This is a genomic window from Stenotrophomonas sp. MMGLT7 (assembly GCF_021168555.1).
In the GTDB taxonomy this organism is placed as follows: Bacteria; Pseudomonadota; Gammaproteobacteria; order Xanthomonadales; family Xanthomonadaceae; genus MMGLT7.
Map to the genome: position 1 here is coordinate 128,245 of NZ_JAJOZS010000008.1, position 25,690 is coordinate 153,934.

The 25,690-nt window shown below is 70.0% G+C and carries 28 protein-coding genes; 16 read left to right on the forward strand and 12 right to left on the reverse strand.

All coding sequences use genetic code 11. The annotated features are described in order from the left end of the window. Nucleotides 1-87 precede the first annotated feature (87 nt). The 3 genes from LRX76_RS11955 (at nt 88) to LRX76_RS11965 (ending at nt 3,380) form a co-directional block, all read left to right on the forward strand. Nucleotides 88-879, forward strand: coding sequence for a DNA adenine methylase (locus tag LRX76_RS11955; protein WP_231805464.1), 792 nt, complete (start codon nt 88-90; stop codon nt 877-879). 94 nt (nt 880-973) lie between these two features. Then, entirely contained in the window at nt 974-1,648 is a 675-nt protein-coding gene (locus tag LRX76_RS11960) for a hypothetical protein (protein WP_231805466.1), read from the forward strand. A 538-nt stretch (nt 1,649-2,186) separates the two neighbouring features. Further along, nucleotides 2,187-3,380, forward strand: a complete 1,194-nt coding sequence (locus tag LRX76_RS11965; protein WP_231805538.1) for an alanine--glyoxylate aminotransferase family protein — start codon at nt 2,187-2,189, stop codon at nt 3,378-3,380. A gap of 1 nt (nt 3,381) precedes the next feature. Here the strand turns inward: LRX76_RS11965 and LRX76_RS11970 are convergent, their stop codons facing one another. Both LRX76_RS11970 and LRX76_RS11975 read right to left on the reverse strand, forming a co-directional pair. Continuing rightward, nucleotides 3,382-3,672 (reverse strand): hypothetical protein, encoded by a 291-nt coding sequence (locus LRX76_RS11970; protein WP_231805468.1) that lies wholly within the window; start codon nt 3,670-3,672, stop codon nt 3,382-3,384. Continuing rightward, on the reverse strand, nt 3,662-3,955 hold the full coding sequence (locus tag LRX76_RS11975; RefSeq protein WP_231805470.1) for a BrnT family toxin: 294 nt from the start codon (nt 3,953-3,955) through the stop codon (nt 3,662-3,664). Before LRX76_RS11975 ends, LRX76_RS11970 begins: the two co-directional genes overlap by 11 nt. 62 nt (nt 3,956-4,017) lie before the next feature. On the opposite strand from LRX76_RS11975, the gene puuE reads away from it, so the two are divergent. The 7 genes from puuE (at nt 4,018) to LRX76_RS12010 (ending at nt 9,391) form a co-directional block, all read left to right on the forward strand. Next, nucleotides 4,018-4,923: an allantoinase PuuE gene (gene puuE / locus LRX76_RS11980; protein WP_231805472.1), complete on the forward strand. Its 906-nt coding sequence runs from the start codon at nt 4,018-4,020 to the stop codon at nt 4,921-4,923. Continuing rightward, a complete protein-coding gene (locus LRX76_RS11985; RefSeq protein ID WP_231805474.1) occupies nt 4,920-5,756 on the forward strand; it encodes a hypothetical protein in 837 nt (278 codons plus the stop codon). The genes puuE and LRX76_RS11985 overlap by 4 nt, the downstream gene beginning before the upstream one ends. Before the next feature lie 112 nt (nt 5,757-5,868). Further along, complete coding sequence (hpxZ, locus tag LRX76_RS11990; protein ID WP_231805476.1) at nt 5,869-6,249, forward strand: oxalurate catabolism protein HpxZ; 381 nt, start codon at nt 5,869-5,871, stop codon at nt 6,247-6,249. Further along, on the forward strand, nt 6,246-6,743 hold the full coding sequence (gene uraD / locus LRX76_RS11995) for a 2-oxo-4-hydroxy-4-carboxy-5-ureidoimidazoline decarboxylase (RefSeq protein ID WP_231805478.1): 498 nt from the start codon (nt 6,246-6,248) through the stop codon (nt 6,741-6,743). Before hpxZ ends, uraD begins: the two co-directional genes overlap by 4 nt. A gap of 10 nt (nt 6,744-6,753) precedes the next feature. Continuing rightward, a complete protein-coding gene (locus LRX76_RS12000) occupies nt 6,754-8,175 on the forward strand; it encodes an NAD(P)/FAD-dependent oxidoreductase (RefSeq protein ID WP_231805480.1) in 1,422 nt (473 codons plus the stop codon). Beyond that, nucleotides 8,145-8,504 (forward strand): hydroxyisourate hydrolase, encoded by a 360-nt coding sequence (gene uraH, locus LRX76_RS12005; RefSeq protein WP_231805482.1) that lies wholly within the window; start codon nt 8,145-8,147, stop codon nt 8,502-8,504. Before LRX76_RS12000 ends, uraH begins: the two co-directional genes overlap by 31 nt. Before the next feature lie 374 nt (nt 8,505-8,878). Continuing rightward, complete coding sequence (locus LRX76_RS12010; RefSeq protein ID WP_231805484.1) at nt 8,879-9,391, forward strand: hypothetical protein; 513 nt, start codon at nt 8,879-8,881, stop codon at nt 9,389-9,391. 21 nt (nt 9,392-9,412) lie between these two features. On the opposite strand, the gene LRX76_RS12015 is transcribed toward LRX76_RS12010, so the two are convergent. From LRX76_RS12015 to LRX76_RS12030, 4 genes are all read right to left on the reverse strand, one after another. Next, nucleotides 9,413-9,874 (reverse strand): type II toxin-antitoxin system VapC family toxin, encoded by a 462-nt coding sequence (locus LRX76_RS12015; RefSeq protein WP_231805486.1) that lies wholly within the window; start codon nt 9,872-9,874, stop codon nt 9,413-9,415. 9 nt (nt 9,875-9,883) lie between these two features. Then, on the reverse strand, nt 9,884-10,144 hold the full coding sequence (locus tag LRX76_RS12020) for a type II toxin-antitoxin system Phd/YefM family antitoxin (protein ID WP_269450852.1): 261 nt from the start codon (nt 10,142-10,144) through the stop codon (nt 9,884-9,886). Nucleotides 10,145-10,383: 239 nt separating this feature from the next. Continuing rightward, nucleotides 10,384-11,205, reverse strand: a complete 822-nt coding sequence (locus LRX76_RS12025; protein WP_231805490.1) for a TatD family hydrolase — start codon at nt 11,203-11,205, stop codon at nt 10,384-10,386. A 158-nt stretch (nt 11,206-11,363) separates the two neighbouring features. Continuing rightward, a complete protein-coding gene (locus tag LRX76_RS12030) occupies nt 11,364-13,208 on the reverse strand; it encodes a WG repeat-containing protein (RefSeq protein WP_231805492.1) in 1,845 nt (614 codons plus the stop codon). Nucleotides 13,209-13,314: 106 nt separating this feature from the next. On the opposite strand from LRX76_RS12030, the gene hrpB reads away from it, so the two are divergent. Continuing rightward, a complete protein-coding gene (gene hrpB, locus LRX76_RS12035) occupies nt 13,315-15,924 on the forward strand; it encodes an ATP-dependent helicase HrpB (protein WP_231805494.1) in 2,610 nt (869 codons plus the stop codon). A 219-nt stretch (nt 15,925-16,143) separates the two neighbouring features. Beyond that, nucleotides 16,144-16,545, forward strand: a complete 402-nt coding sequence (locus LRX76_RS12040; protein ID WP_231805496.1) for a hypothetical protein — start codon at nt 16,144-16,146, stop codon at nt 16,543-16,545. Nucleotides 16,546-16,555: 10 nt separating this feature from the next. On the opposite strand, the gene LRX76_RS12045 is transcribed toward LRX76_RS12040, so the two are convergent. Next, complete coding sequence (locus tag LRX76_RS12045; RefSeq protein ID WP_231805498.1) at nt 16,556-17,095, reverse strand: pseudouridine synthase; 540 nt, start codon at nt 17,093-17,095, stop codon at nt 16,556-16,558. Between the two features lie 88 nt (nt 17,096-17,183). After that, nucleotides 17,184-17,999, reverse strand: coding sequence for a methyltransferase (locus LRX76_RS12050; protein ID WP_231805540.1), 816 nt, complete (start codon nt 17,997-17,999; stop codon nt 17,184-17,186). Nucleotides 18,000-18,223: 224 nt separating this feature from the next. Between LRX76_RS12050 and LRX76_RS12055 the strand changes: the two genes are divergently transcribed. From LRX76_RS12055 to LRX76_RS12070, 4 genes are all read left to right on the forward strand, one after another. Next, nucleotides 18,224-19,186 carry an aldo/keto reductase gene (locus tag LRX76_RS12055; RefSeq protein ID WP_231805500.1) on the forward strand — a complete coding sequence of 321 codons (963 nt, stop codon included), beginning with the start codon at nt 18,224-18,226 and terminating at the stop codon, nt 19,184-19,186. A gap of 225 nt (nt 19,187-19,411) precedes the next feature. After that, a complete protein-coding gene (locus LRX76_RS12060) occupies nt 19,412-20,374 on the forward strand; it encodes an aldo/keto reductase (protein WP_231805502.1) in 963 nt (320 codons plus the stop codon). After that, the gene (locus LRX76_RS12065; RefSeq protein ID WP_231805504.1) at nt 20,371-21,399 is read left to right on the forward strand and encodes an NADP-dependent oxidoreductase; all 1,029 of its coding nucleotides are present in this window, start codon (nt 20,371-20,373) and stop codon (nt 21,397-21,399) included. The genes LRX76_RS12060 and LRX76_RS12065 overlap by 4 nt, the downstream gene beginning before the upstream one ends. Nucleotides 21,400-21,795: 396 nt before the next feature. Further along, a complete protein-coding gene (locus LRX76_RS12070) occupies nt 21,796-22,104 on the forward strand; it encodes a hypothetical protein (RefSeq protein ID WP_231805506.1) in 309 nt (102 codons plus the stop codon). Nucleotides 22,105-22,203: 99 nt separating this feature from the next. Here LRX76_RS12070 and LRX76_RS12075 read toward each other — a convergent pair whose 3' ends face one another. From LRX76_RS12075 to LRX76_RS12090, 4 genes are all read right to left on the reverse strand, one after another. Beyond that, complete coding sequence (locus LRX76_RS12075; protein WP_231805508.1) at nt 22,204-22,974, reverse strand: SDR family oxidoreductase; 771 nt, start codon at nt 22,972-22,974, stop codon at nt 22,204-22,206. 122 nt (nt 22,975-23,096) lie between these two features. Further along, nucleotides 23,097-23,993 (reverse strand): alpha/beta fold hydrolase, encoded by an 897-nt coding sequence (locus tag LRX76_RS12080; RefSeq protein WP_231805510.1) that lies wholly within the window; start codon nt 23,991-23,993, stop codon nt 23,097-23,099. A 9-nt stretch (nt 23,994-24,002) separates the two neighbouring features. Then, nucleotides 24,003-25,097 (reverse strand): DUF3182 family protein, encoded by a 1,095-nt coding sequence (locus tag LRX76_RS12085; protein WP_231805512.1) that lies wholly within the window; start codon nt 25,095-25,097, stop codon nt 24,003-24,005. Between the two features lie 86 nt (nt 25,098-25,183). Further along, on the reverse strand, nt 25,184-25,603 hold the full coding sequence (locus LRX76_RS12090; protein ID WP_231805514.1) for a hypothetical protein: 420 nt from the start codon (nt 25,601-25,603) through the stop codon (nt 25,184-25,186). Nucleotides 25,604-25,690: the final 87 nt, after the last annotated feature.

The following is a 25,690-nucleotide window of genomic DNA, read 5'->3' on the forward strand; positions in this document are numbered from 1 at the left end:
CGATCAGCCGCGTGGAATTGGCCGAGGCCCTGCGCTCCCGCGGGAGCGAGACAAGTCTCGGCCAGCACAATCGCAAAGGCTGAGACCATGCAACCCATCATTCCCTGGCCCGGCGGCAAGCGCCGGCTGATCAAGCACCTCTACCCGCACTTCCCCGCGCATGAGACCTACGTCGAGGCCTTCGCCGGCGGCGCGGCCGCACTGCTGATGCGCCCCGTGCCGGCCCGGCTCGAAGTGCTCAACGACATCAACAACGATCTGGTGTGCCTGTACCGCTGCATCCGGCACCACCTCGACGAGTTCGTGCGCATGTTCCGCTGGAGCCTGGTCAGCCGGCAGATGTTCGAGTGGGCAGAGATGGAGCGCCCGGAGACGCTCACCGACATCCAGCGCGCCGCGCGGTTCTACTACCTGCAGAAGCTCGCCTTCGGCGGCAAGGTCGATGGCCGCAATTTCGGTGTCGTAGCCACCGGCCCCGGCCCGCGCCTCAACCTGATGCGCATCGAGGAGGAGCTGAGCGCCGTCCACCTGCGCCTGGCCAACGTCGTCATCGAGCACCTGCCGTGGGCCGACTGCATCGCCCGCTACGACCGCCCCGGCACGCTGTTCTACCTCGACCCGCCGTACTGGCAGACCGAGGGCTACGGCGTGGCCTTCCCTTGGTCCGAGTACGAGCGCCTGGCGGCCACCCTACGCGGGCTGCAGGGCAAGGCGGTGGTCTCGATCAACGACCACCCGGACATCCGCGCCGTCTTCGCCGGCTTCGACCTGATCCCCCTGCAGCTCGGCTACTCGATCGGCGGCGGCGCCGGCCGCGACAAGCAGTTCGGCGAGCTGATCATCAAGAGCTGGGACGACAGCCAGGCCAGCCTGCTGTAATTGCCTGCGCGTTGTAAAATCCAGTATGCCTCGGTGCCGCCTATGTCTCGTAGAAACCCCTTCGCTGGTCAAGTCGCATATCTACCCGCGCGCCTTGAACCAGCCGCAAGGCGTGTCAGGGGCACCTTTGGCCGTGATCAGCCGAACCGAAGGTGTGCGAAAAAGCCAGACTGGGATCTACGAGGCATTTCTCTGTCAATCATGCGAGTCGATTTTTAACGCTCCAGATCGACACTTCATCGATTTCGTCCGCCGGCTGGACCACGGGCGCGCGGTGATTGACCGTGCATCTGGTCAGATCAAGGCTAGGCTGTACGGCCCCGATCAAGCAGATCCCAGGTTGCTTCGCCTCTTCGCAAATTCGCTTCTACTTCGGGCCCACTTAACCAACGATCCCTTTTTCAAATCGGTTCACTTAGGTGGGCGCTACGACCGCGTTAAGGCTCTAGTGCTAGGTGAAATCGCCGGAGGCGATGACGAGTTCTCAGTTCTGCTGATGCGGCTGGAGGGTGTTCTAGGACGGCCCGGTCGATCTCCAGTCAGGGCTAAGGTCGGTGGTGTGAACGGCTATTGGTTCGGTCTTCCGGGTTTACGGATGTACATCAAAGCGGACTGGCGTCCTATGAAGCGCCCGGTACGCGATGCACAGGTCCGCTGCGGCACGCCAGTCGTCGTGTTTCATAGGGAGGCTACTCACAAGGACTTGCAGGAAACCCTGGATCTAACCGATCCGTTCGCGGAACGAATCTCGCGAATTTTGCGTAGTTAGAGGCCTTCCGCAACGGAAGGAAGTGCCTCTAGCCTGGGGACGTCCAAGTGAAGAGCATCTGTTCCGCATATCCAGTGTGGTGCAATTTCTTTGCGCTGGGTGCAACGTTACGATACAAGCATTTATCGCGCCCATCGTCGACAATTTATCGCGCGCGCCTACAGGTGCTCCTGGCTTCGGCGCGACCGGAGCCTCCCCCCTCCCAACCTCCCCCTACGCGCTACGCGCGCAAGGGGAGGAGCTCTTGCCCCTCCCTTTCGCGCCGCCCCTACGCGCTGCGCGCGCAAGGGGGAGGAGCTCTTGCCCCCTCCCTTTCGCGCAGCGAAGGGGAGGGCTGGGGAGGGGTGCTCCTGGTTTCGACACGACCGGAACCTATCCCCTCCACCCACCCACGCGCCGTGCGCGCAAGGGGAGGAGCCCTTGCCCCCCTTACCTTATTGCTCGACCCAGATGATCCTTCCATCCAGACGCCCACCTGCCGGGAGACCCCGTGGCAACTGAAACATTCGCCGAGATCGATCCCCCGCAGCGGCTGCTGATGGGCCCCGGCCCGGTCAACGCCCACCCGCGCGTGCTGCGCGCCATGTCGGCCGACCTGCTGGGCCAGTTCGACCCGGAGATGACCGCGTACATGAACGAGGTCATGGCGCTGTACCGGCCGATCTTCGGCACGCAAAACCGGTGGACCTTCCTGGTCGACGGCACCGCGCGCGCCGGCATCGAGGCGGCGCTGGTGTCGCTGGTGGCCCCGGGCGACACCGTGCTGGTGGTCAACTTCGGCCGCTTCGGCCTGCTGCTGACCGAGATCCTCGGCCGCATCGGCGCCAGGATCGAGACGGTCGAGGCGCCGTGGGGGCAGACCGTGCCGCTGGACGAGATCGAGTCCGCCGTCGCCCGCGTCGAGCCGAAGCTGGTGGCCACCATCCACGGCGACACCTCCACCACCATGGCGCAGCCACTGGATGGCCTGGGCGCGATCTGCCGCAGGTACGGTGCGCTGTCCTACGTCGATGCCACCGCCACCATCGGCGGCATGGAGATCGCCGCCGACCGCTGGGACGTGGACGTGGTCACCGGTGGCCTGCAGAAGTGCCTGGGCGGGCCGTCCGGCTCGGCGCCGGTCACCGTGTCGGAGGCCGCGGCCGAGCGCATCTTCGCCCGCCGCCACGTCGAGCGCGGCATCGTCCGCGCCGACATCGACGACGGCTACGGACCGCGCATCCTGTCCAACTACTTCGACCTGGCGATGGTGATGGACTACTGGTCGGACAAGCGCCTGAACCACCACACCGAGGCCACCACCATGCTCTACGGCGCACGCGAGTGCGCCCGCATCGTGCTGCAGGAAGGGCTGGAAAGGCGCTATGCCCGCCACGCCGCCGCCGGCCGCGCGATGACCGCCGGCGCACGCGCGCTGGGGCTGGAGGTATTCGGCAACGATGCCACCCGCATGACCAACGTCACCGGCGTAGTGATCCCCGACGGCATCGACGGCGAGGCGGTGCGCCGGCGCATGCGCGAGGACTTCGAGATCGAGATCGGCTCCGCCTTCGGCCCATTGCAGGGGCGCATCTGGCGCATCGGCGCGATGGGCTACAACGCCGCCAAGCACAAGGTGCTGATCACCCTGGGCGCGCTGGAGACGGTACTGCGCGCGGAAGGCTACCGCTGTGCGCCGGGCGCCGGCGTCGAGGCGGCGCTGGCAGCGTGGAACGCGGAAGCGCGGGCATGAGTCACGCCGCCTTCCCGGCCGCCTCCCGCGCAGCCGCCTCGATCAGCTCGGCAGGCACGCCACGGCGGCGCAGGGCATCGGCCAGGCGTGCCGCCGGACCGAACAGGTGCTCGGCCTCATCGCGGCGCAGTCCCTCGCTGACGTACGTCTTGAGCAGCGCCTGGTATCCGCCAAGGCCTTTCAACGGCGCGATGGCCCTGAGCGAATCGACCACGTCCTGCGGCATGCGCACGGTGACCGACACCATCGGGCGGTCCTTGGCGAGGCGGTTTTTCAGGACTTCAGGAATCATAGAGAGCTCGCTCCTCTGCGCTGGCCCTGCGGGCCGATACGATACGGATGGCGTCCGCCTCGACCACCAGATGGACCACGTACAGCAACCGTCCCTGGCCGTCGTAGCCGACGCCGGCATCGCGCGCCTGGTCGTTGCGACTGGCATCGACCACGCGCAGGAACGGGTCGAAGAACGCCTCCACCGCTTCATCGAAGCGGATGCCGTGCTTGGCTTCGTTACGCCGGGCCTTCTCCATGTCCCATACGAAGGTGGCGCCCTTGTGTTCAAGGCGTCCGTCCATGGGCGCTATCCTTGCTCAACGTATTTACATTGTCAATACAATCCTGCAGTGGGGAATGGCGCATGACCCAAGAGCGCGACCTGGTCGGCTACGGCCCCACCCCGCCGGACGCGCGCTGGCCCGGCGGCGCCAAGGTCGCCGTGCAGTTCGTGATCAACTACGAGGAAGGCGGCGAGAACAGCGTGCTGTACGGCGACCAGGGTTCGGAAGCGTTCCTGTCGGAGATGGTCGGCGCGCAAAGCCATGCCGGCATGCGCGCGATGGCGATGGAGAGCCTGTACGAATACGGCAGCCGCGCCGGCTTCTGGCGCCTGCACCGGCTGTTTACCGAACGCGGCGTACCGCTGACGGTGTTCGGCGTGGCCAGGGCGCTGGAGGCCAACCCGGCGGCGGTGGAGGCGATGCTCGCCGCGGGCTGGGAGATCGCCAGCCACGGCTATCGCTGGATCGACTACCAGCACGTGCCCGAGGCGGTCGAGCGCGAGCACATCGCCCGCGCGATCGAACTGCATACCGCACTCACCGGCCAGCGCCCGCAGGGCTGGTACCAGGGCCGCACCAGTCCCAACACCGCGCGCCTGGTGGTCGAGGAAGGCGGCTTCGTCTACGACGCCGATTCCTATGCCGACGACCTGCCCTACTACGACACTCGCTTCGGCAAGCCGCAGCTGATCGTGCCGTACACGCTGGACGTCAACGACATGAAGATCGTCGCCTACAACGGCTTTTCCGAGGGCGAGGAGTTTTTCCGCTACCTGCGCGACACCTTCGAGCAGCTGCGCGAGGAAGGCGGGCGGATGATGTCGGTGGGCCTGCACGGGCGCATCGCCGGGCGCCCTGGCCGGGCGCGCGCGGTGGCGCGCTTCCTCGACCACGTCATCGCCAGCGGCGATGCCTGGATCGCACGGCGCATCGACATCGCCAGGCATTGGCTGCACGAGCATCCGTATCGTGGAGGTGATCAATGAGTTCCCGCACACCCGGCGTGCGCGCCATCGCCCTGGCAATGGCCTTGGCCCTGCCGCTGCCGTCGGCTCTCGCACAGGCGGCCCCCACACACCAGCACGGCAAGCCGGTGAAGTGCGGTTCGCCCGGCGACCTGCCGCCCGCCTCGCTTCTGTTGCTGGGCGAGATGCACGGCTCGGTCGAGGCGCCCCGGGTGGCCGGCGACATCGCCTGTGCCCGGTCCGTGGAAGGCCCGGCCGCGCTCGGCCTGGAGATCCCGGCCGGCGAGCAGCCCGCCATCGACCGCTACCTGGACTCCGATGGCGGCCGCGATGCGAAGGCCGCACTGCTGGCGAGCAGGTTCTGGCAGCACGGAGAAGACGGGCGTTCGAGCGTGGCGATGGCGGAGCTGATCGAGCGCGTACGGCAGCTGCGGCAGCAAGGACTGCCGCTGTCATTGTTCGCGTTCGACATACAGAGCAGCGGCAGCGAGAACCGCGATGCGGTACTGGCCGATGCCATACGCGCCCATCGCGCCGCGCACCCGGATACGGCGATCGTCGTGCTGGTGGGCAACGTCCACGCCAGCCTTGCACCGATGGATATCGAAGGGCAGCGCATCGTGACCACCGGCTCGCGGCTGGCCGACCTGCGGGCGGTTTCGATCCTGCTGACCTATCACCGCGGCACGATCTGGGCCTGCATGCCGGATTGCGGCATCCACGCGGTCTCCGGTCGTCATGGCGAGGGCAGGCCGGCGGGCCTGGCCGAGGATGTGCAGGTGCGCGGCTACAGTCGCGTCTACGTGCTGCCGTCGATCACGGCATCGCCGCCGGCAGCGAAGGTCGCGCCATGAACGGCGGCGCCAGGTTCGGCGTGGCGGAGGCTGCCGGCGTTGCTCGTCGCGGCGGCGGCACGGATTGCAGCGGTTTCCCATGGACAACGACGCCTTCCCGCAGGAGCAGTGCATGCAAGTGAACGACCCCCAGGTCGTCGCCGAGGTGCGCGCCGCGTTCGACGCCTACGAGCGCGCGCTGATGGCCGACGACATCGCCGCGATGGATGCGTTGTTCCACGCCGCGCCGAGCACAGTGCGCTACGGTGTCGGCGAGGTGCTGTACGGCATCGACGAAATCCGCGCGTTCCGCGCCGGCCGCGGCGGCTCGCCGCAACGGCGGCTGGCACGGGTGGAGATCGCGACCTACGGCGACCGTTTCGCCACCGCCAATGCCGAGTTCTTCCGCGACGGCAGCACCCGCCGCGGCCGCCAGAGCCAGGCCTGGGCGCGCTTCGCCGACGGCTGGAAGGTGGTGTCGGCACACGTCTCGCTGGAGGGCACGCACGCATGAACGCAGTCGTCTCCGACTGGAACGCATTGAGCGATGCGGAGTTCGTCGCCCGCTACCGCGAGCTGTTCGAACATTCGCCGTGGGTGGTGGAGCGCGCGGCCACGCAGCGCCCGTTCGACGACCTGCTCGCCGGGCTGATGGCACCGCTGCTTACGGCCACGCCCGCGGAACAGGTGGCGCTGGTCCGCGCCCACCCGGAACTGGCCGGCAAGGCCGCCGTCGATGGCACGCTGACCGCGGCCTCGGCCGCCGAGCAGGCCAGCGCCGGGCTGGACCGGCTCACGCCGGAGGAATACACGCGCTTCCACGCGCTCAACCACGCCTACCGGCACCGCTACGGCTTCCCGTTCGTGATCTGCGTGCGGCTGACCGACAAGGCCGGCATCCTCGCGGCGATGGAGCGGCGGCTGGACAACGGCCGCAATGCCGAGATCGCCACCGCCATCGAGCAGATCGGCCACATCGTGCGCCTGCGCCTGGAGACGATGCCATGAGGATCGCGGCATGAGCCTGCAACGACTCGAACAGGAGGTCGCCCGCGACCTCGCCCGCCTCGCCCACGGCGGCGCGCCATGGACGCGCCCGCGCACGCACGCCGACGGCCACGTATACGACGCGGTGGTCGTCGGCGGCGGCCAGAGCGGCCTGGGCGCGGCGTTCGCACTGATGCGCGAGCGGGTCACCGACCTGCTGGTGATCGACGAGAACCCGCAAGGGCAGGAAGGCCCGTGGGTGACCTACGCGCGCATGGTCACCCTGCGCACGCCCAAGCAGATCACCTCGATCGACCTCGGCATCCCCTCGCTGACCTTCCGCGCCTGGTGGGAGGCGCAGCACGGCGGCGACGGCTGGGACGCGCTGGACAAGATCCCGCGCGGCGCGTGGATGGACTACCTGCGCTGGTACCGGCGCACGCTCGCCATCCCGGTGCGCAACGACACCCGCCTGCTGCGGGTGGAGCCGCTGCCCGAAGCCGGCCTGCACCGGCTGCACCTGGCCGGCGGCCAGGCGCTGCTGGCGCGCAAGGTGGTGCTGGCCACCGGCATCCAGGGCGGCGGCCAGTGGACGGTGCCGGCGCTGGTGTCCTCCAGGCTGCCGCCGCACCTGTACGCCCACACCTCCGGCCCGCTGGACTATGCCGCACTGGCGGGAAAGCGCATCGGCATCCTCGGCGGCGGCGCCTCGGCGTTCGACAACGCCCAGTACGCGCTCGACAACGGCGTGGCCGAGGCCCATGTGTTCGTGCGCCGGCACGAGCTGCCGCGGATCAACCCGATCCGGCACATGGAGCAGGCCGGCATCATCGCCCGCTTCCCGGCCCTGCCCGATGCCGACAAGTACCGGCTGATGGCCGCGTTCTTCCTCCACAACCAGCCGCCGACCAACGACACCTTCAGCCGTGCCAGTGCCCACGCCGGCTTCCGCCTGCACCTGGGCGCGCCGTGGCTGGACGTGGCCGAGCGCGACGGCCGCGCGGTGGTGACCACGCCGCACGGTGAGCACGCGTTCGACTTCCTCGCCATCGCCACCGGCCTGGTCACCGACCCGGACCTGCGCCCGGAACTGGCCGCGCTGGCGCCGTCGATCCTGCGCTGGCGCGACCGCTACACACCGCCGGACGGCCAGGCCAATCCGCTACTCGACGCCCACCCCTACCTCGGCCCCGGCTTCGAGCTGCTGCCGCGCGATGAAGCCGGCGCCGCATCGCTGCACGGGCTGTTCGCCTTCAACTACTCGGCACTGCTCAACCACGGCCTGTCGGCAGCGGCGCTGTCGGGACTCAAGTACGCATTGCCGCGACTGGCGCGGGCGCTGGCCGACCAGTTGTTCGTCGACGACCGCCAGACGGTGGTCGACACCTTCCTCGGCTACGACGAGGCCGAGTTCACCGCACAATGGCCGCCCGCACGCGAGGATGCCGCATGACCACCCTGTCCACCCACGTGCTCGACACCGGCCGCGGCGTGCCGGCCGCCGGCGTGCGCGTGCGCCTGCTGCACGACGGGCTGCCGCTGTGGCAGGGCGCCACCGACGCCGACGGCCGCTGCCCGCCGCTGCGCGAGCTGCAGCTGCACGCCGGCCGCTACCGGCTGGAATTCGCCGCAGGCGACTACCTGCGCGCCCTCGGCCAGCCGCTGGCCGAGCCGCCGTTCCTGGACGTGGTGCCGATCGACTTCGGCATCGCCGGCGACGGCCACTACCATGTGCCGCTGCTGCTGTCGGCATACGGCTACTCGACCTATCGCGGCAGCTGAGCGCGCCTGTCCACGATATCGACCAGCGCCCGCCGTCCCGGTCGCCTCCTACATCCGCGTCAACTGGATGCCGCCGTGCCGGTTCACTGGCGCGCAGGCAGCTCAGAAAATGTCTCGCCTTGACCGCATCATCCGCGCTGCGTTCACTGCCTGCGCGCCAGTGAACCCGGTAGGTCACGCAGCCGGCAATCACCGGCTTTCCCGAACTGCCGCGCAGGCAGTGAACAACGATCGTCCCGGCTATCGCCGGCTGCTCGATTTCTGGGCTGCCTGCGCGGCAGTTCGGAAACGGAACGGGTCTCCACCGCCCGCCTTCGCGCGCCGCCGACACGGCGAAGGCAATCCTTGCCGCTTTGCGCACGCAAGGAGTGTCGATGAAACTGCTGGCCAACCTGTTCCGTGCCGGGCACGTGGCGATCATCATGCTGTTCGTCGCCTGTGCCGCCGGCCTGGTGGCGATGGCCGCGCTGTCGTTGTGGCAGGGCTTCACCCCCGGCGGCTACGACAGCCTGCAGAACCGCTTCAACACCATCCTGGAGGCGGTCGGCATGCTGACCGTGGCGCTGGTGACCCTGGAGCTGGGGCAGACCATCTTCGAGGAGGAGGTGCAGCGCGACGTCAAGGTCAGCGGGCCGACGCGCGTGCGCCGCTACCTGTCGCGCTTCTTCGTGGTCATCATCATCGCCCTGGCGATCGAGACGCTGGTGTCGATCTTCGAGCTGATGCACGACGACCCGGCCAAGCTGCCCTACGCGGCCACCGTCGGCGTGTGCGCGGCGCTGCTGCTGCTCGCCTGGGGCGTGTTCGTGCGCATGAACCGCTCGGCCGAGGAACTGGAGCCGGAGTCGATGGCCGAGACCAAGCGCGAGGATCCGCACGTCAAGTAGGACGCGCGCGGACACGTGCGGTCAGCCGGCGGCGACGTAGCGCCCGGCCGGCTCCTGCACGGTCCACGGCCGCCACGGATCGAACAGCGGCACCCCGGTCGGGACGAAGTCGGCCGTGTTGCGCGTCACCACCGTCAGGCCATGGGCCAGCGCGGTGGCCGCGATCAGCGCGTCGCGCTCGGGCCGCGGATCGGGCACGTGCAGGCGCGCGCAGTGCCGTGCGACGGCTTCGTCCACCACCAGCACCCGCCCGGCGAACTCGGGCACCACGCGGGTTTCCAGCCAGGCACGCAGCAGCGCACCCTGCAGCGGGTCGCGCCGCTCCATGCGCAGCACGCCGATTTCCAGCTCCATCAGCGTGATGGCGGACAGGTGGCATTGCGCGTATCCCACGTCCGCCAGCCAGGCCGTCACGCGCGGATCGCCCTTGCCCTTGATCGCCTTGTGCAGTTCGGACAGGACATTGGTATCGAGCAGGTACATGGCCCCTGCTCAATCCACGTCGAAATCGGGGATGCGCAGCTTCAGTTCGATCTTGGGCGGATCGAACTCGATGCCTTCCATCCCGGGCATGCTCAGCGCATCGAGCAGGCTGCGATGCCCGCCGGTCAGGCGCTGGTACTCCTCGATGGAAAGCAGCACATGCGCAGGCCTGCCGCGATCGGTGATGAACACCGGCCCGAGCTTGGCCGCCTTCTTGGCGCGGCCGATGTCCTGGTTCAATTCCCGGCTTGTCAATGTCGTCACGGTCATGGGCAGCCCCCCTTCACCAAGATGTAGTTACGTTACTACATCGATGCAGTAGTGACAAACCGAGCTCGTGCCGCCACGCGCGAAGGAAGCAGGAAGCAAGCCCGGTATGTAGCCCTGGTAGCGAAGCACACCCTGGACGTCTGGCGACCCGGGCGCGCTTCGCTTATCCGGGCCGCGAGTATTCCGTCGGGCGATCCAACGCATCCGATCGGCCCCCGGCACGGGCGGAGACGGGGCCGCTACGCGCGCGGGGAGGCCGGAGGCAACCGGAAGAACGCCTGCGCCGTTGCGGTGGTCGCGCGCGCGGTGGCCTGCACGTCCTCGCCGCGGTCGCGCGCCACTTCCTCGGCGATGTGCGCCAGGAACGCCGGCTCGTTGCGGCGGTCCTTGGGCAGCGGCCTGAGCGTGCGCGGCAGCAGGTAGGGCGAATCCGTCTCGATCATCAGCCGGTCGGCAGGGATGTGCCCGACCAGCTCGCGCAGGTGCGCGCCGCGGCGTTCGTCGCACAGCCAGCCGGTGATGCCGATGTGCCAGCCGCGGTCGAGGTAGTCGAACAGCTCCTCGCGGGTGCCGGTGAAGCAGTGCACCACCGCCGCGCCGATCCGGCCCTCGAAGTTCCTCATCATCGCCATGAAGTCGGCATGGGCATCGCGCTGGTGCAGGAACAGCGGCTTGCGCGTCCCTGCCGCGGCGAGATCGGCGGCCAGCTGCAACTGCCGCTCGAACGCCTTGTGCTGGGCCGGGCGCGGGGAGAAATCGCGGAAGTAGTCCAGCCCGCACTCGCCCACCGCGACGACTTCGGCATGCGCATGCAGCATGCGCAGTTCGGCATCGCATTCGTCGGTGTACTCGACCGCGTGGTGCGGATGCACGCCGGCGGTGGCGTACAGCACGCCCGGATGCCGCTGCGCCAGTTCCAGCGCCTGCGGGTTGTGCTCGCGGCTGGCGCCGGTGACCACCATGCGCGCGACACCGGCGGCGCCGGCACGTTGCAGCACTGCGTCGAGGTCGCGCGCGAACGATTCGTGGGTGAGGTTGGCGCCGATGTCGATCAGGTGCATGGAAAAGCTACGGGGGCGAAAGCGGAAGCCGGGCATTGTAGCGCCCGGCATCGCCCCGCCCGGCCGACGACCGCGCCGGTTGCACGATGGTGCCGCCGCAGTCCTGCAGCCACTGTCGGCATCACGCCTGCGGCCGGCGCATCCCTTGCCGGCAGCGGTCAGCGCTGGGCCGCGTCCCGGCGCACCCAGCGCACCGGCAGTTGCAGCGCCGCGCATTCGCGGCACAGCAGCGCGCCGTCGGGCTGGCGATCGAAACGCAGGCTTTCGCTCGTGGCCACGCAGGCCTTGGCGTCGGTATTGACGCCGTCGCCGAGCAGCAGGCGGAAACCGCCGTCCGGCTCCCTGCACAGCCGCAGCACGTTGGCCCGCAAGCCCAGGCGGCTGTGGGCGAACTGCGACAGCCAGACGTAGGCGGAGTACGTGCCGGTCAGCTGCAGGCTCGGGTAGACCGGCTCGCGCAGCACGCCGTCGGCGAACGCGCGGCGGATCGCGGCATCCTCGGTCAATCCCTCCGGCAGGTAGCGCTCGACCACCGCCGGCTGTCGCAGCCTGGCCAGCGGATGGCCGTCGTAGGGCTCGCCCAGGCCGGGACCGTCGCCGGCATCGGCCTGCGCGCGCCACTGCCCGTCCTGCAGCCGCAGGCGCAGCGACTGGCGCTCGCCGCGCCGCGTCGCCGCCACCGCAAGATCGTCGCCGTATCCGCTCCCGGTCGCGCTGTCCATGGCCTCGAACTGCAGCGGCACGACTTCCTGGCCACTGGCGCTGTACAGGCCGAACCTGCCGTCGCGCGCGACGACATACAGCTCGTGGCCGGCGCTGCTGTCGTCGATCCGCCGCATCGAGTCGAAGCGCGGCGGCAGCGGGCACTGGCCGCTGACGAAGTCGCAGATGCCGTGCCTGCCGTTTTCCTCGATCTCGTACAGCGCACCGCTGACGAGCCGCGGCGCCGCGCCGAAACGCGGCGCGAACAGCTCGCGGCCTGAGGCGTCGAGCACGCCGACGCGATCGCCGTCGCCGACGATGAACACTGGCGTGGAGGACGCCTTGTCCGCGCTACCGACCAGGTCCACCTCGACGTACTTCCATCGCGCAGGCACCAGCACCTTGCCCGACGCATCCATGACGCCGGTGCGCCGTCCACGGCCATCGGCTCCGGCGACCCCGAACACCAGCCAGCCCTGGTAGCCGCCGTCCGCCTCCCGGATGAACTCGTACTGCGGCGGCACCCGTTCGCGTCCCTGCGCATCGATCAGCCCGACCATCGCATCGTCGCGATACACCCGCGCGCTCGCGCCGCCGGGAACGATCCTGGCGTAGCGGTCCGGCGGCACCAGCTTCCGGCCCGACGGGTCGTACATGCCGTCCCCGACCACGCGGTTGCCATCGACCCAGATCTTCCAATGCCGCGACGGCGGCACCGCCAGCGCCACGCCGGCGCGGTCGAAGACCTGCCACGGCTGCTCCTCGCCCACGCGCGCGAGGATCAGGCCTGCGGCGATGACCACGTCCGAGTACGCCTGCTCCAGCAGCCAGCGCCGCGCGGCCGGGTCGAACACGCCGCTGCGGCCATCGCGACCCACTTCCCACGGCCCTTCCTTCTCCAGCATCCCGGCGATGTGCTCGTACTGCAGCGGCAGCACCGGGCGGCCGTCGTGGTCGACCAGTCCGCAGCCCTGGCCGCGGTCCTTGCAGACCTCGAACAGCCGGTACTGCGGATGATCTTCGACCCTTCCGTGTTCCGGGGTCACCAGCATCCGCCCGTCGGCACGCATCACGCCCCAGCCCTTGCCGGTCTGCAGCACCGCGTACCCGCCGCTGGCGTAGACGCCTTGGACATGGTCCAGCACCACCTTGCCGCGTGCATCGACGATGCGCAGCTCGTCGCGGCTGCCGTCCGGCTCCAGGCGCAGCTTCAGTTCCGGCCACAGCGACTGCAACGGCACGGCGGCGGCGGGCGCGGCGAGAAGGGCGAGTACGAGGAGGATGCCGGCAATGGAGCGCATCGATGTTCCGCTGTGACGAACGGGCGGCATGAGACCACGACGGCCGCCATCTGCCAAACTCCGCGCCCGTTCCTGCGCATCGCCGCGCCTGCGTATCCTTGCCGCAATGACCGCTCCGCCGTTCCCGATCTCCCCGCTGCTGCCGGCCATCGCCGACAGCCTGGCCGCGCAGCCGCGGCTGGTGCTGGAGGCGCCGCCCGGCGCCGGCAAGACCACCCAGGTGCCGCTGGCGCTGCTCGATGCGCCCTGGCTGGCAGGCCGCAGGATCGTGATGCTGGAACCGCGCCGGGTGGCCGCGCGCAGTGCCGCCCAGTTCATGGCGCGCCAGCTCGGCGAACGCGTCGGCGAGACGGTCGGTTACCGCATCCGCTTCGACAACCAGGTCTCCGCGCGCACCCGCATCGAGGTCGTCACCGAGGGCATCCTGACCCGGATGATCCAGGACGATCCGTCGCTGGAAGGGATCGGCGCGCTGCTGTTCGACGAGTTCCACGAGCGCCACCTGTCCGCCGACCTCGGCCTGGCGCTGGCGCTGGACGTGCAGGCGCAGCTGCGCGAGGACCTGCGCATCGTGCTGATGTCGGCCACGCTGGACGGCGAGCGGCTGGCCGCGTTCCTGCAGGCGCCGCGCCTGTCCAGCGAGGGCCGCGGCCATCCGGTGCAGGTCGCGCATTTCCCCGCGCGCCGCGACGAGTCGCTGGAGGCGCAGGCGCGGCGCGCGGTCGAGCAGGCCCTGCAGCAGCATCCGGGCGACGTGCTGGTGTTCCTGCCCGGCCAGCGCGAGATCGTGCGGGTGCAGGCCGCCTTGGGCCCCTCTCCGGGCGGGAGGGCGGTCGGGGCGAAGGTACGCAGCGAAGCCCCCGCCGGCTCCGGCGCGGCTTCGCCGCTACCCTCGTCCGCCTCTTCGGGGCGACTTCTCCCGCAGGAAGAAGCGGTGGACGTACTGCCGCTGCACGGCGAACTGCCGGTCGAGCAGCAGTCGCAGGTGCTGCAGCCCGATCCCGCTGGCCGCCGCCGGGTGGTGCTGGCGACCAACGTCGCCGAGTCCTCGGTCACCCTGCCCGGCGTGCGCGTGGTGATCGATGCCGGGTTGGCGCGCGAGCCGCGCTTCGATCCCAACAGCGGCTTCTCGCGGCTGGACGTGGTGGCGATCGCGCAGGCGTCGGCCGACCAGCGCGCCGGCCGTGCCGGCCGCGTCGCCGAAGGTTTCGCCTACCGGCTGTGGCCGGCGTCGCAGCGGCTGGAGGCGCAGCGGCGGCCGGAGATCGCCCAGGTCGAGCTGGCCGCGCTGGCGCTGGAACTGGCGGCCTGGGGCAGCGACGACCTGCGTTTCGTCGATCCGCCGCCGCCCGGTGCGCTGGCCGCAGCGCGCGAACTGCTGCAGCGGCTCGGCGCGCTGTCCGCATCCGGCGGCATCACCGGGCTCGGCCGGCGCATGCTCGCGCTCGGCACCCATCCACGGCTGGCGGCGATGCTGCTGTTCGCACGCAGCCCGCGCGAACAGGCGCTGGCGGCCGACCTGGCGGCGCTGCTGGAGGCGCGCGATCCGCTGCGCAGCCGCTCCGATGCCCTGGCCGAACGCTGGCGCGCGCTGGCCGCCTTCCGCCACGGGCGTACCCCGCACGATGCCAGCCGCGGCGCGCTGGCCGCCATCGACGCGGCATCGAAGCAGTGGCGGCGGCGCCTGCGCTGCGACGCCAAGCCGCCGGCGGACATCGAGGCGCACGAACTCGGCGACCTGCTCGCCCACGCCTTTCCCGAGCGCATCGCCGCGCGCCACCCGTCCGACCCGCTGCGCTACCAGCTCGCCAACGGCCGCATGGCCAGGCTGTTCGACGACAGCGCGCTGCGCGGCGAACCCTGGCTGGTGGCCAGCGAGCTGCGCTTCGAATCGCGCGGCGATGCGCTGCTGCTGCATGCCGCGCCGGTGGACGAAGGCCATCTGCGCCGGGCCTTCGCCGATCGTTTCAGCGAGAGCGAAGGCGCGCACTGGGATTCCGGCCGGCGGGCGCTGGTCGCGCTGCGGCAGTCGCGCTTCGACCGCATCGTGCTCGACAGCCGCCCGGCCGGCCGCGTCGATCCGGCCCAGGCCGCGCAGGCGCTGACCGAAGCCGTGCGCGACCTGGGCCTGGAGGCGCTGCCGTGGACGCCGGGCCTGCGGCAGTGGCAGGCACGCGCGGTGTCGCTGCGTCAGTGGATGCCCGAGCTGGAACTCGCCGACGTGTCCGACGCGGCGCTGCTGGCCACGCTCGACGACTGGCTGCGGCCCGCCTTCGCCGGCAAGAGCCGGCTCGACGCCATGACCGAGGAGGAACTCGGGCAGGCGCTGAAGTCGCCGCTGCCGTGGTCGCAGCGCCAGCTCGTCGATCGCCATGCGCCGGCGCGCATCGCCGTGCCCTCCGGCCTGGAGCGGCGCATCGAGTACGCGCTCGACCACGAGGGCCAGGCACAGCCGCCGGTGCTGGCGGTCAAGCTGCAGGAACTGTTCGGCCTGGCCGACACCCCGCGCATCGCCGACGCCCGCGTGCCGCTGCTGCTGCACCTGCTCTCCCCCGGCGGCAAGCCGCTGCAGGTCACCCGGGACCTGCGCAGCTTCTGGGCCAGCACCTATGCCGAGGTGAGGAAGGAGATGAAGGGGCGCTATCCGAAGCACCCGTGGCCGGACGACCCGTGGACCGCGACCGCGACCCATCGGGCCAAGCCGCGCGGGACGTGATCACGGCCCGGCGCTTCCTGCACGGCCACCGCGACATGCCGCGTAAGCCCCGCGCGGGACGTGATCCATTTCCGCCCGGGGCGACGGTGATGCTGGGGACTGCAGGTGTCCGCCTGCATCCCCATTCAGCCCGCAGCCGTTTCCCGCGGCGACGATGACGCGATATATACGCATCTACCAGCACACTCCACCCCTGTCCTGAGGAAGGTAACGCCCCCCATGAGCAAGTTGACCGTCATCACCGACCGCGCGCTGGAGCGCGCCCTGGAAATCGCCGGCAACGCCGGCGACAGCCTCAAGCACGCCGGCGGCAGCCTGCGCGAGTCCGGCGTGCACGCCGCCGACTGGATCAAGACCGGCGCTGCGATCGGCGCGGTCAAGACCGGCGGCAAGGTCGCCACCAAGCTGGTGCGCCGCAACCCGGGCGTCGCCATCGCCGCCGCGGTGGCGGGCGTCGGCCTGCTCGCCTACGCGGTCTACCGCAAGCGCCAGCGCGACAAGAACGCGCCGATCGAGGGCAGCTCGCACCGCATCGAGGCGCATCCGGGCAATGCCCGCGCACGCCGCGCCGCGCGTGCGGGCCGTCGCCGCGCCGCGGCAGCGGAAAGCACCGAAGAGTGATCGCCCGCGCTCAACCGAGCTGGCGCCATTGTCCCGGCGCCAGCCCGGCCAGCGCATGCCGTCCCACCGCTACCCGCACCAGCCGCAGCGTCGGTAGCCCGACCGCCGCGGTCATGCGCCGTACCTGGCGATTGCGGCCCTCGCGCAGGGTGAGCGCGAGCCAGGCATCGGGCACCGTCTTGCGGAACCGCACCGGCGGATCGCGCGGCCACAGCCGCGGCGCCTCCCGCAGCCATTCCACGCCGGCCGGCAGGGTCGGCCCGTCGTTGAGTACCACGCCTTGCCGCAGCGCCTGCAGCTGTGCCTGCTCCGGCGTGCCCTCGACCTGCACCCAGTACGTCTTGGCCTCCTTGTGGCGCGGATCCGTCAACCGGTGCGCCAGCGCGCCGTCGTCGGTCAGCAGCAGCAGGCCCTCGCTGTCGTAGTCCAGCCGCCCGGCGGCATAGACGCCCTTGGGCAGGCCGAACTGCGCCAGCGTCCGCCGCGGCGGCGTGCTGCGGTCGGTGAACTGGCACAGGACGTTGAAGGGCTTGTTGAAGGCGAGGAGCATGGAGCCGGGATTCGGGATTCGGGATTCGCAAGATTACCCGCACGTGCCTTTGCCAATCCCCAATCCCGCCATCCCCAATTCCCACCCCTTACGGCTTCACAAACTTCAGCGTCATTCGGTCACTCTCGCCGATGGCCTGGTATCGGTCAGCATCCTCGGCATCGTGGCGATTGGTCGGCGGCAACGTCCAGACCCCGTTCGGATGATCCTTGGTGTCGCGCACGTTTGCATTGACCTCGCTGCTGCCGGCAAGCCTGAAGCCAGCCGCCTCCGCCATCGCGATCACCTGGGCCTGGCCGACATAGCCGCTCCTGTCGTCGGCAGGCACGTCGGCGCTGGCACGGTGCTCGACCACGCCGAGCACGCCGCCGGGCTTGAGCACATCGTGGAAGCCCTTGAACATGTCTTCGGCCTGGCCGCTCATGCGCCAGTTGTGGACGTTGCGGAAGGTCAGCACCAGGTCGGCCGAACCCGGCGGCCCGAACACCGGCGCCGACGGCGAGTAGGCGACGATCGCCGCCTTGTCGTACTGCGCCGGCGCGGCGGCGAACTTGTCCTGGAGCTGCTTGCGCGCACCGGCCTGGTAGTCGCGGCCGCGGCCTTCCGGCACCGCCTGCGGGTCGACCACCGCGGCGACGTAGCGCCCCTGCCCGCGCAGGTAGGGCGCCAGGATCTCCGAATACCAGCCGCCGCCGGGAGTGATCTCGATCACGGTCTGGTCCGGCTTCAGCCCGAAGAACGCCAGGGTCTGTGCCGGGTTGCGGTAGCGATCGCGCTGCACGAACTCCGGCGTGCGCCAGGAACCGCCGACGGCGGCCTGCAGCGCGGGATCGACCGCGACTGGATCCTTCGCCGGCGCGGCGGCGCCGGCGGCCTGCCCCGGAGCCGTGGCCTGCGCCGTCATCGCGGCGAACGCCAGGGTGATACAACCAAGCAACGTCACGGTACGCATGTCCCCGCCCTCTCGCTGAAGTCGGGCGAGCCTAGCATGCACGCCGCGACGGGGCCGAATCGTCCGGCAAGGGCTGGCCGCAGCGCATGCGGAACGCTGTTTTCGCACCCGGTCACACGCAGGCCCGCAAGGGCTGTCTATCCTGTCCACAACCCAAGAATCCAAGGAGTGCATGCATGAGCGATTACCGCGAACTCGGGCGTTCGGGCCTGAAGGTCAAGCCGATCGCCTTCGGCGGCAACGTGTTCGGCTGGAGCGCGGACGAGGCGCGCTCGTTCGAGCTGCTCGATGCCTTCGTCGAGGCCGGCTTCAACCTGGTCGACACCGCCGACAAGTACATGCAGGGCCCTCCCGGCTGCCATGGCGGGCAGTCCGAGGAGATCATCGGCAAGTGGCTCAAGCGCAGCGGCAAGCGCGACAAGATCGTGCTGGCCACCAAGGTGGGGCGGCTTGCCGAGCGCCCCGGGCTGTCGCCCGAGAACATCGCCGCGGCCATCGAGGATTCGCTGCAGCGCCTGCAGACCGACTATGTCGACCTGTACCAGTCGCACGAGGACGACCGCTCCACGCCGCTGGAGGCCTCGCTGGCCGAGTTCGGCCGCCTGATCGAGCAGGGCAAGGTACGTGCGATCGGCGCCTCCAACTACACCGCCCCGCGCCTGGCCGAGGCACTGCGCGTGTCCGAACAGCAGCACCTGCCGCGCTACGAGTCGCTGCAGCCGGAATACAACCTGTACGACCGCGCCGGCTACGAGGCCGAACTGGAGCCGCTGGTGCGCGAGCAGGGCGTGGGCGTGATCAGCTACTACTCGCTGGCCAGCGGCTTCCTCACCGGCAAGTACCGCATGCCCGAGGACGCCGGCAAGAGCAAGGCGCGCGGCGCCAAGGTGGTCAAGACCTACATCAACCCGCGCGGCCTGCGCATCCTGACGGCGCTGGACGACATTGCCTCGCGGCATTCGGCCACGCCGGCGCAGGTCGCGCTGGCCTGGCTGATCGCCCGCCCCGGCATCACCGCGCCGATCGCCAGCGCCACCAGCGTCGAACAGCTGCACGACATCCTGGCCGCGGCACGGCTGTCGCTGTCGGGGGACGACATCGACCAGCTCGATATCGCCAGCGCCGAGAACGCGGGCTGACCTGCGCGTGCGGCCTGCAGGCGCCGGCGATCCGGTGCGCGCAGGCCGCACGAACCTTCGCACGGCCGTAGCCGCGGCCGTGATGCCTGGCACGCGCGGGCAGGCCTCGCGCCGCGCGGCCGCCCCGGCAGTGCAACGCCGTTTCCCATCGTTGTCACGTGCATGGAAGCCGTCAGTCCCTATCCTGAGGGACTGATCCGCATTTCATCGAAAGGAGTCCATCCAATGTCCGACTATCGGGAACTCGGCCGCTCGGGCCTCAAGGTCCGTCCCCTCGCCTTCGGCGGCAACGTGTTCGGCTGGGGCGCCGACGAAAAGACCTCCTTCGCCCTGCTGGACGCCTTCGTCGAGGCCGGCTTCAATCTGGTCGATACCGCCGACGTGTACTCGGCCTGGGTTCCGGGCAACCATGGCGGCGAATCGGAGACGATCATCGGCAAGTGGCTGGCGCGAAGCGGCAAGCGCGACCAGGTGGTGCTCGCCACCAAGGTCGGCAAGTGGGACGAGCATCCGGGCCTGCAGCCGGAGAACATCGCCGCGGCGGTGGAGGATTCGCTGCGCCGCCTGCAGACCGACCGCATCGACCTGTACCAGGCGCACGAGGACGACCCGTCGATACCGCTGGAGGCCACGCTGGCCGAGTTCGGCCGCCTGATCGAACAGGGCAAGGTGCGCGCGATCGGCGCCTCCAACTACAGCGCCAAGCGCCTGGCCGAGGCACTGCGCGTGTCCGAGCAGCAACGCCTGCCGCGCTACGAGTCGCTGCAGCCGGAATACAACCTGTACGACCGCGCCGGCTACGAGGCCGAACTGGAGCCGCTGGTGCGCGAACAGGGTCTGGGCGTGATCAGCTATTACTCGCTGGCCAGCGGCTTCCTCACCGGCAAGTACCGCAGCGCCGGGGATGCGGCCAAGAGCAGCGCGCGCGGGGCCAGTGTCGTCAAGACCTATCTCAATGCACGCGGCCTGCGCATCCTGGCGGCGCTGGACGACATCGCCTCGCGGCACTCGGCCACGCCGGCGCAGGTAGCACTGGCCTGGCTGATCGCCCGCCCCGGCATCACCGCGCCGATCGCCAGCGCCACCAGCGTCGAACAGCTGCACGACATCCTGGCCGCGGCACGACTGCCGCTGTCCGGGGACGACATCGACCAGCTCGACGCCACCAGTGCCGAGGACGCGGCATGAGCCAGATCAACACCCGCATCGTGCTGGCCTCGCGCCCGCACGGCGAGCCGACGGCGGAGAACTTCCGGGTCGAACAGGCGCCGCTGCCGGTCCCCGGACCCGGCCAGGTGCTGCTGCGCAACCGCTGGCTGTCGCTGGACCCGTACATGCGCGGGCGCATGGACGAAGGCCCTTCGTACTCGCCGCCGGTGGCCATCGGCGCGGTGATGGAAGGGCGCACGGTCGCCGAGGTGGTCGAGTCCAACCATACCGGCCTCGCGGACGGCGACCTCGTGCTCGCGCCCGCGGGCGGCTGGCAGTCCTACACGGTGGCCGACGCCTCCGCGCTGGACCGCAAGCTCGACCCGGCGGCCGGGGTCGCGCCCAGCACCGCGCTGGGCGTCTACGGCATGCCCGGCTTCACCGCCTATGCCGGCCTGCACGAGATCGGCAGGCCGCGTGCCGGCGAGACCCTCGTGGTGGCCGCCGCCAGCGGCCCGGTCGGCGCCACCGTGGTGCAGCTGGCGAAGATGCAGGACGTGCGCGCGGTCGCCATCGCCGGCGGCCAGGAGAAGTGCCGCTACCTGCGCGAGGAGCTGGGCGCTGACGCGGTCATCGACCACCGCGCCGACGACTTCGCCGAGCAGCTGCGCGCGGCCGTACCCGACGGCATCGACGTGTACTTCGAGAACGTGGGCGGCAAGGTGTTCGACGCGGTGCTGCCGCTGCTCAACGACTTCGCGCGCATCCCGGTGTGCGGCACCATCGCCACCTACAACCGCCGCGGCGAACTGCCGCCGGGGCCGGACCGGCTGCCGGCGCTGATGAACCAGATCCTGCGCCAGCGCCTGACCGTGCGCGGCTTCATCCAGCGCGACTTCATCAAGCTCTACCCGCAGTTCCTGCGCGAGATGGGCGAATGGCTGCGCGCAGGCCGCATCCGCTACCGCGAGGACGTGGTCGAGGGACTGCAGAACGCGCCGCAGGCACTGATCGGCCTGCTGCAGGGACGCAACTTCGGCAAGCTGCTGGTGAAGCTGGACTAAGGCGGCGACTGCCTGCCGCGCAGTCCGTCCGCGGCCTCTGCGGATCGCGCAGGATCACTGCTCCGGTCGAATCCGGCGCGGCCATGCGCGGTCGCGGCCGCCGGATGTCGCCAGCGCTTTACCGTGCCTGCGAAGCCGAGACCACCCAAGCCGACGACCGCGGCCCGCAGCGACAATCCGACGCAGCTGCCCCTGCTTCCACCGGCATGCGGCACCGGGTCGCATGCCCTCGCCTGCCTGCATCCGGCACCATTGTCCGTACAAGCAAGCCATGCCGCCGCGCGCTGTCTTTCGCGGCGTCCCCACAGCCAACGGGAGCAGGACACGGCAATCCGCGTCCGTCCCCAGCGTTCCCCGCGATGCCGATGACGAATACCGGCCACACGGAGTCTTTCCATGTCGCAACCCAGGCACGCCGCTCCGGCGACGAACGTACAGGCCGAACTGGACTACTGGCACGGCATCCATGCCGCCGGCCGCCTGGGCGGCCAGCACGAGTTCGACGAATACCGGTCACTTCTGAGGCTGGGCTACCGGGTCTACCAGGCCTATCCGCATGCCGACCAGGCGCAGCTGTACCGCGTGCTGCAGGAGGGCTACCACCGCCACCGCCCTGCGCTGTCGGTGCCGTGGGAAGAAGCGCGCTGGCTGGTACGCAGCGCATGGGAGCACATGCGCCAAGGCGAGACCGACCGCCTGCATTGACGTTAACCCGTTCCCCGCGCTGCCTGCGCAGTGGCGGACTTGGGATGAAGCCACGCCGCGACCCCATCCGAACCCGGACAGGGCCGCAACGAGGGCCGCTCAGCCCTCGCCCTCGAACAGCGGCTGGCCGTTGGAGGCGCTCAGGCCGCCGTCCACCGGGAGGTTCACGCCGGTGATGAAGCCGGCATGGTCGCTGGCCAGCAGCAGCACCGCCTTGGCGATGTCCTCCGGCTCGCCGACGCGGCCCAGCGGGATGCGGGCGATGAAGTTCTTCAGCGTCTGCGGGTCGTGCTGCATCGGTTCGGTCATGCCGGTGCGGGTGAGGGTGGGACAGACCGCGTTCACCCGCACGCCGTCGCGGCCGCTGTCGATCGCCATCGCGCGGGTGAGGTTGGCCACCGCGCCCTTGACCGCGTCGTAGGCCGCCATGCCCTTGTCGCCGCCGATGCCCGATACCGAGGCGGTGTTGACGATGCAGCCCTTGCGCTTCTTCAGGTGCGGCAGCGCGGCCTTGGACACGTGGAAGACGCCGGCGACATTGACGCGGAAGATCTTGTCCCAGTCTTCCTCGCTGGTCTCCTCCAGCTTGCCCTCGACCAGGATGCCGGCGTTGTTGAACACCACATGCAGATCGCCGAAGCGCTGCAAGGCCTCGTCGACGATGTGCCGCGCCTGGCCCGCATCGCCGACATCGGCGACCACCGCGTGGGTGCGTTCGCGCGGCAGCTCCTGCTCCGCCTCGCGCAGTGCGCGCTCGTGCCAGTCGGACAGCACCACGTTGGCGCCGGCCCTGGAAAAGGCCTGAGCGGTGGCCTTGCCGATGCCGGAGGCGGCGCCGGTGACGATCACGGTCTTGTTGCTGAAGTCCATTGGACATCTCCTGTGGGGAAAGGGATGCCTTCATGCTGTAACCGCGGCGGTAAGACGTCCGTGAACCTTCGCGCGCCCGGCTGGACGGAGGCTTCACGTGGTACGCCGGGATCGCCGCGCGGTCAGGACGTGGACGGCGATGCGGCCTTGTCCGAGCTGCGCTCGTGCGCCTGGATGTCGCCGCGGAACTCCTTCGAACCCTTGCCCGGCGATACCGCCGTCTCGCCCTTGAGCTGCTTGAGCCGCTCCTTGCGTTCGGCCACCACCGCCTTGGCCAGCGCCACGCGGCGGCCGACCACCATCTCGGTGAGCCAGTCGATCAGGTAGCGGGTGTACTCGAGCTGGTGGACCTTGTCGGTGAGGGCGTGGTTGGCGCCGCGGATCAGCCGCGAGGTGAGCGAGCGCGCGTTGGAGAACGCATGCGCGTAGTTCTGCATCACCGGGTGCGGCACGATCACGTCGTTCTCCGACTCGACCAGCAGCACGTCGCCCTCGAAGCGCTGGCACGCGGCCAGGGCGATGTTGTCCTGCGGCCCGATGCGGCGGCGGCGGTAGTCCATCAGGTCCGGGTCCTGGTTGAGCGAGACCTTGGGATCGTTCCAGTGCGCGTCCTTGTACAGCGCCGGTGCGCGCAGGGCCAGCCACTCCACCGGCCGCTCCAGCGTCAGCAGCGTGGCCAGGTAGCCGCCGTAGCTCAGGCCGACCACCGCGATCGACTCCGGATCGACCTGCGGCGAGGCGGCCAGGCGATCGTAGGCGGCCTTGAGGTCGTCCAGGTTCTGCGCCCGCGTCACCGTCTCGCGCATCGACGCCAGGCCCTCGTGCCCGCGCAGGTCGAAGGTCAGGCAGACGCAGCCCAGGCCCACCGCTTCGCGTGCGCGGATCAGGTTGTGGTGCTGGTTGCCGCCCCAGCCGTGCACGAACAGCACGCCGGGCATGCCGTGGGTGGGGCTGAGCAGGGTACCGGCCAGTTCGTCGTCGTCGACCGGGATCTCGATGCTGGAGAGCTTGGTTTCCATGGGCACTGTCTAGGCGGTTGCGGTCACCGTGCGGTACTTGGTGAGGGGGCCGACGCGCGCGTCGTCGCCGGCGAAGTAGACCTGCGCATCCGACGGCGGCGCGACCAGCGCGTACTGCTCGCGGGTGGAGGCGGCGACGCTACGCAGCGCGGGATCGCGCTGGAACGCATCGATCGCCGCCAGTTCCGCCGGCGTGGCGCCGCCGACGCGCCAGGACTGTTCCAGCACGCCGCTGCAGCGCAGTCCGTCGCGATCCGTGCCGGCGATGACGTCGTAGTTGCGGCGCGACGCGTAGAAATCAGGATAAGCCTGCGCAATGAATCGATCGTATACATGCGCCTTGGCCACCGCGTCGCGATGGTCCGGGGCCAGCTCGCCGTCGAGCAGTTCGGCCAGCGTGCCGCGCACGACGAACAGGTCCGAGCCGCCGTATGCCTCGATGCCCTGGCGGTCCCTCACCGCGGTCTGGGTGCCGTAGTAGGCGATGCACATGCCGGCGCAATGCACTTCGCCGACGCTGAAGGTGACCGGGCGCAGCAGATGCCGCTCCAGCACCACGCCATGCGTGGCCAGGTAGTGCGGGCCGACCTCGTGCAATGCCTCGTGCAGTTGCACGGCATCGGCGATCACGCGCTGGCCGAGGCCGCCGACGCCGGTGGGCAGCTTGAACCGCACCGGTCCGCCCGCGGCCAGGCGCGCATAGGCGATACAGGCGTCGTCCAGGGAAAAGGCGCTGTAGCCGGGCACGGTGGCGGCCACCAGCGCCTGCCCGAGCTCGCGGTTCCAGCCGGACGGCGCGGCGGCATGCTCGCCGACCAGGGGATGGGTGACCACCTTGGTCGCAACGAATGCATGCGGCACCACCCCGCCGAGCAGGTCGTGCATGTCGCGCAGTCCCAGGCGCCGGGCCTGGGCCACGGTGAGCGTCTCGTCCGGGACATAGAACCCGGCGGCGACGGCGTCGCCATGGCCAGCGTACGGCAGCCCCATCAGCCGCGCGACCTCGGCCGCGACCCAGTCGTGGGTGGCGGCCTCGTGGCCGCTGGCGGGATGATCGCGGACGACGACGCTCAACACCTGCTGATGACGTGGCTGCAAGGTCATGGTGACTCCATGGGGATGAGGCACCGGCGACGACCGGCACGGCGAAGGGGCATGCCCGCGGGCATGCTCGTCGTCAACGCTGCGGCTCAGCCAGCCAACCAGTCCGCGGCGGTGCGATCGGCGATGCGGTGCTTGCCGGCCAGGGCATGCATGCCCTGCAGAGTGGCGGCGACGAGGCGGGCATATTCGGCGCGCCACAGCGCGATGCGGGTCTCCGGGGCAATCACGTCGCCGACGCTGCCGAGCACCGCCGGCAGGCGCCGGTCGGCCAGTACCGCCGGCGCCATGAAGCGGCGCGCCGAGGCGTCGATGTCCACCGGCTCGCGCCAGCAGCCGGCGACCTGCTCGGCGATGCCCAGCAGGTGCGCCAGCTGGTGCATGCCGGTCAGCGTCTCGTGCAGCATTTCCCGATAGGCCCACAGCCACAGCGCCGCCTTGCCGGACAAGGCCTCGCCGTCCAGCGCGGTGAGCGCCTCGTCGATCTTCTGCAACCGCGTATCGATCATTTGCCGGTCTCCGGATGTTGCCTCGCAGCATCGATTCTGCCCAAGGCCGGTTAGGCCGCGGTGAGGACGCCCGCGCGACCGCGCAAC

Coding starts and splice junctions, on each gene's coding strand:
- LRX76_RS11955 (WP_231805464.1), top strand. CDS start 88: ATGCAACCCATCATTCCCTGGCCCGGCGGCAAGCGCCGGCTGATCAAG.
- LRX76_RS11965 (WP_231805538.1), top strand. CDS start 2,187: ATGGGCCCCGGCCCGGTCAACGCCCACCCGCGCGTGCTGCGCGCCATG.
- LRX76_RS11970 (WP_231805468.1), bottom strand. CDS start 3,672: ATGATTCCTGAAGTCCTGAAAAACCGCCTCGCCAAGGACCGCCCGATG.
- LRX76_RS11975 (WP_231805470.1), bottom strand. CDS start 3,955: ATGGACGGACGCCTTGAACACAAGGGCGCCACCTTCGTATGGGACATG.
- puuE (WP_231805472.1), top strand. CDS start 4,018: ATGACCCAAGAGCGCGACCTGGTCGGCTACGGCCCCACCCCGCCGGAC.
- LRX76_RS11985 (WP_231805474.1), top strand. CDS start 4,920: ATGAGTTCCCGCACACCCGGCGTGCGCGCCATCGCCCTGGCAATGGCC.
- hpxZ (WP_231805476.1), top strand. CDS start 5,869: ATGCAAGTGAACGACCCCCAGGTCGTCGCCGAGGTGCGCGCCGCGTTC.
- uraD (WP_231805478.1), top strand. CDS start 6,246: ATGAACGCAGTCGTCTCCGACTGGAACGCATTGAGCGATGCGGAGTTC.
- LRX76_RS12000 (WP_231805480.1), top strand. CDS start 6,754: ATGAGCCTGCAACGACTCGAACAGGAGGTCGCCCGCGACCTCGCCCGC.
- uraH (WP_231805482.1), top strand. CDS start 8,145: ATGGCCGCCCGCACGCGAGGATGCCGCATGACCACCCTGTCCACCCAC.
- LRX76_RS12010 (WP_231805484.1), top strand. CDS start 8,879: ATGAAACTGCTGGCCAACCTGTTCCGTGCCGGGCACGTGGCGATCATC.
- LRX76_RS12015 (WP_231805486.1), bottom strand. CDS start 9,874: ATGTACCTGCTCGATACCAATGTCCTGTCCGAACTGCACAAGGCGATC.
- LRX76_RS12020 (WP_269450852.1), bottom strand. CDS start 10,144: ATGACCGTGACGACATTGACAAGCCGGGAATTGAACCAGGACATCGGC.
- LRX76_RS12025 (WP_231805490.1), bottom strand. CDS start 11,205: ATGCACCTGATCGACATCGGCGCCAACCTCACCCACGAATCGTTCGCG.
- LRX76_RS12030 (WP_231805492.1), bottom strand. CDS start 13,208: ATGCGCTCCATTGCCGGCATCCTCCTCGTACTCGCCCTTCTCGCCGCG.
- hrpB (WP_231805494.1), top strand. CDS start 13,315: ATGACCGCTCCGCCGTTCCCGATCTCCCCGCTGCTGCCGGCCATCGCC.
- LRX76_RS12040 (WP_231805496.1), top strand. CDS start 16,144: ATGAGCAAGTTGACCGTCATCACCGACCGCGCGCTGGAGCGCGCCCTG.
- LRX76_RS12045 (WP_231805498.1), bottom strand. CDS start 17,095: ATGCTCCTCGCCTTCAACAAGCCCTTCAACGTCCTGTGCCAGTTCACC.
- LRX76_RS12050 (WP_231805540.1), bottom strand. CDS start 17,999: ATGACGGCGCAGGCCACGGCTCCGGGGCAGGCCGCCGGCGCCGCCGCG.
- LRX76_RS12055 (WP_231805500.1), top strand. CDS start 18,224: ATGAGCGATTACCGCGAACTCGGGCGTTCGGGCCTGAAGGTCAAGCCG.
- LRX76_RS12060 (WP_231805502.1), top strand. CDS start 19,412: ATGTCCGACTATCGGGAACTCGGCCGCTCGGGCCTCAAGGTCCGTCCC.
- LRX76_RS12065 (WP_231805504.1), top strand. CDS start 20,371: ATGAGCCAGATCAACACCCGCATCGTGCTGGCCTCGCGCCCGCACGGC.
- LRX76_RS12070 (WP_231805506.1), top strand. CDS start 21,796: ATGTCGCAACCCAGGCACGCCGCTCCGGCGACGAACGTACAGGCCGAA.
- LRX76_RS12075 (WP_231805508.1), bottom strand. CDS start 22,974: ATGGACTTCAGCAACAAGACCGTGATCGTCACCGGCGCCGCCTCCGGC.
- LRX76_RS12080 (WP_231805510.1), bottom strand. CDS start 23,993: ATGGAAACCAAGCTCTCCAGCATCGAGATCCCGGTCGACGACGACGAA.
- LRX76_RS12085 (WP_231805512.1), bottom strand. CDS start 25,097: ATGACCTTGCAGCCACGTCATCAGCAGGTGTTGAGCGTCGTCGTCCGC.
- LRX76_RS12090 (WP_231805514.1), bottom strand. CDS start 25,603: ATGATCGATACGCGGTTGCAGAAGATCGACGAGGCGCTCACCGCGCTG.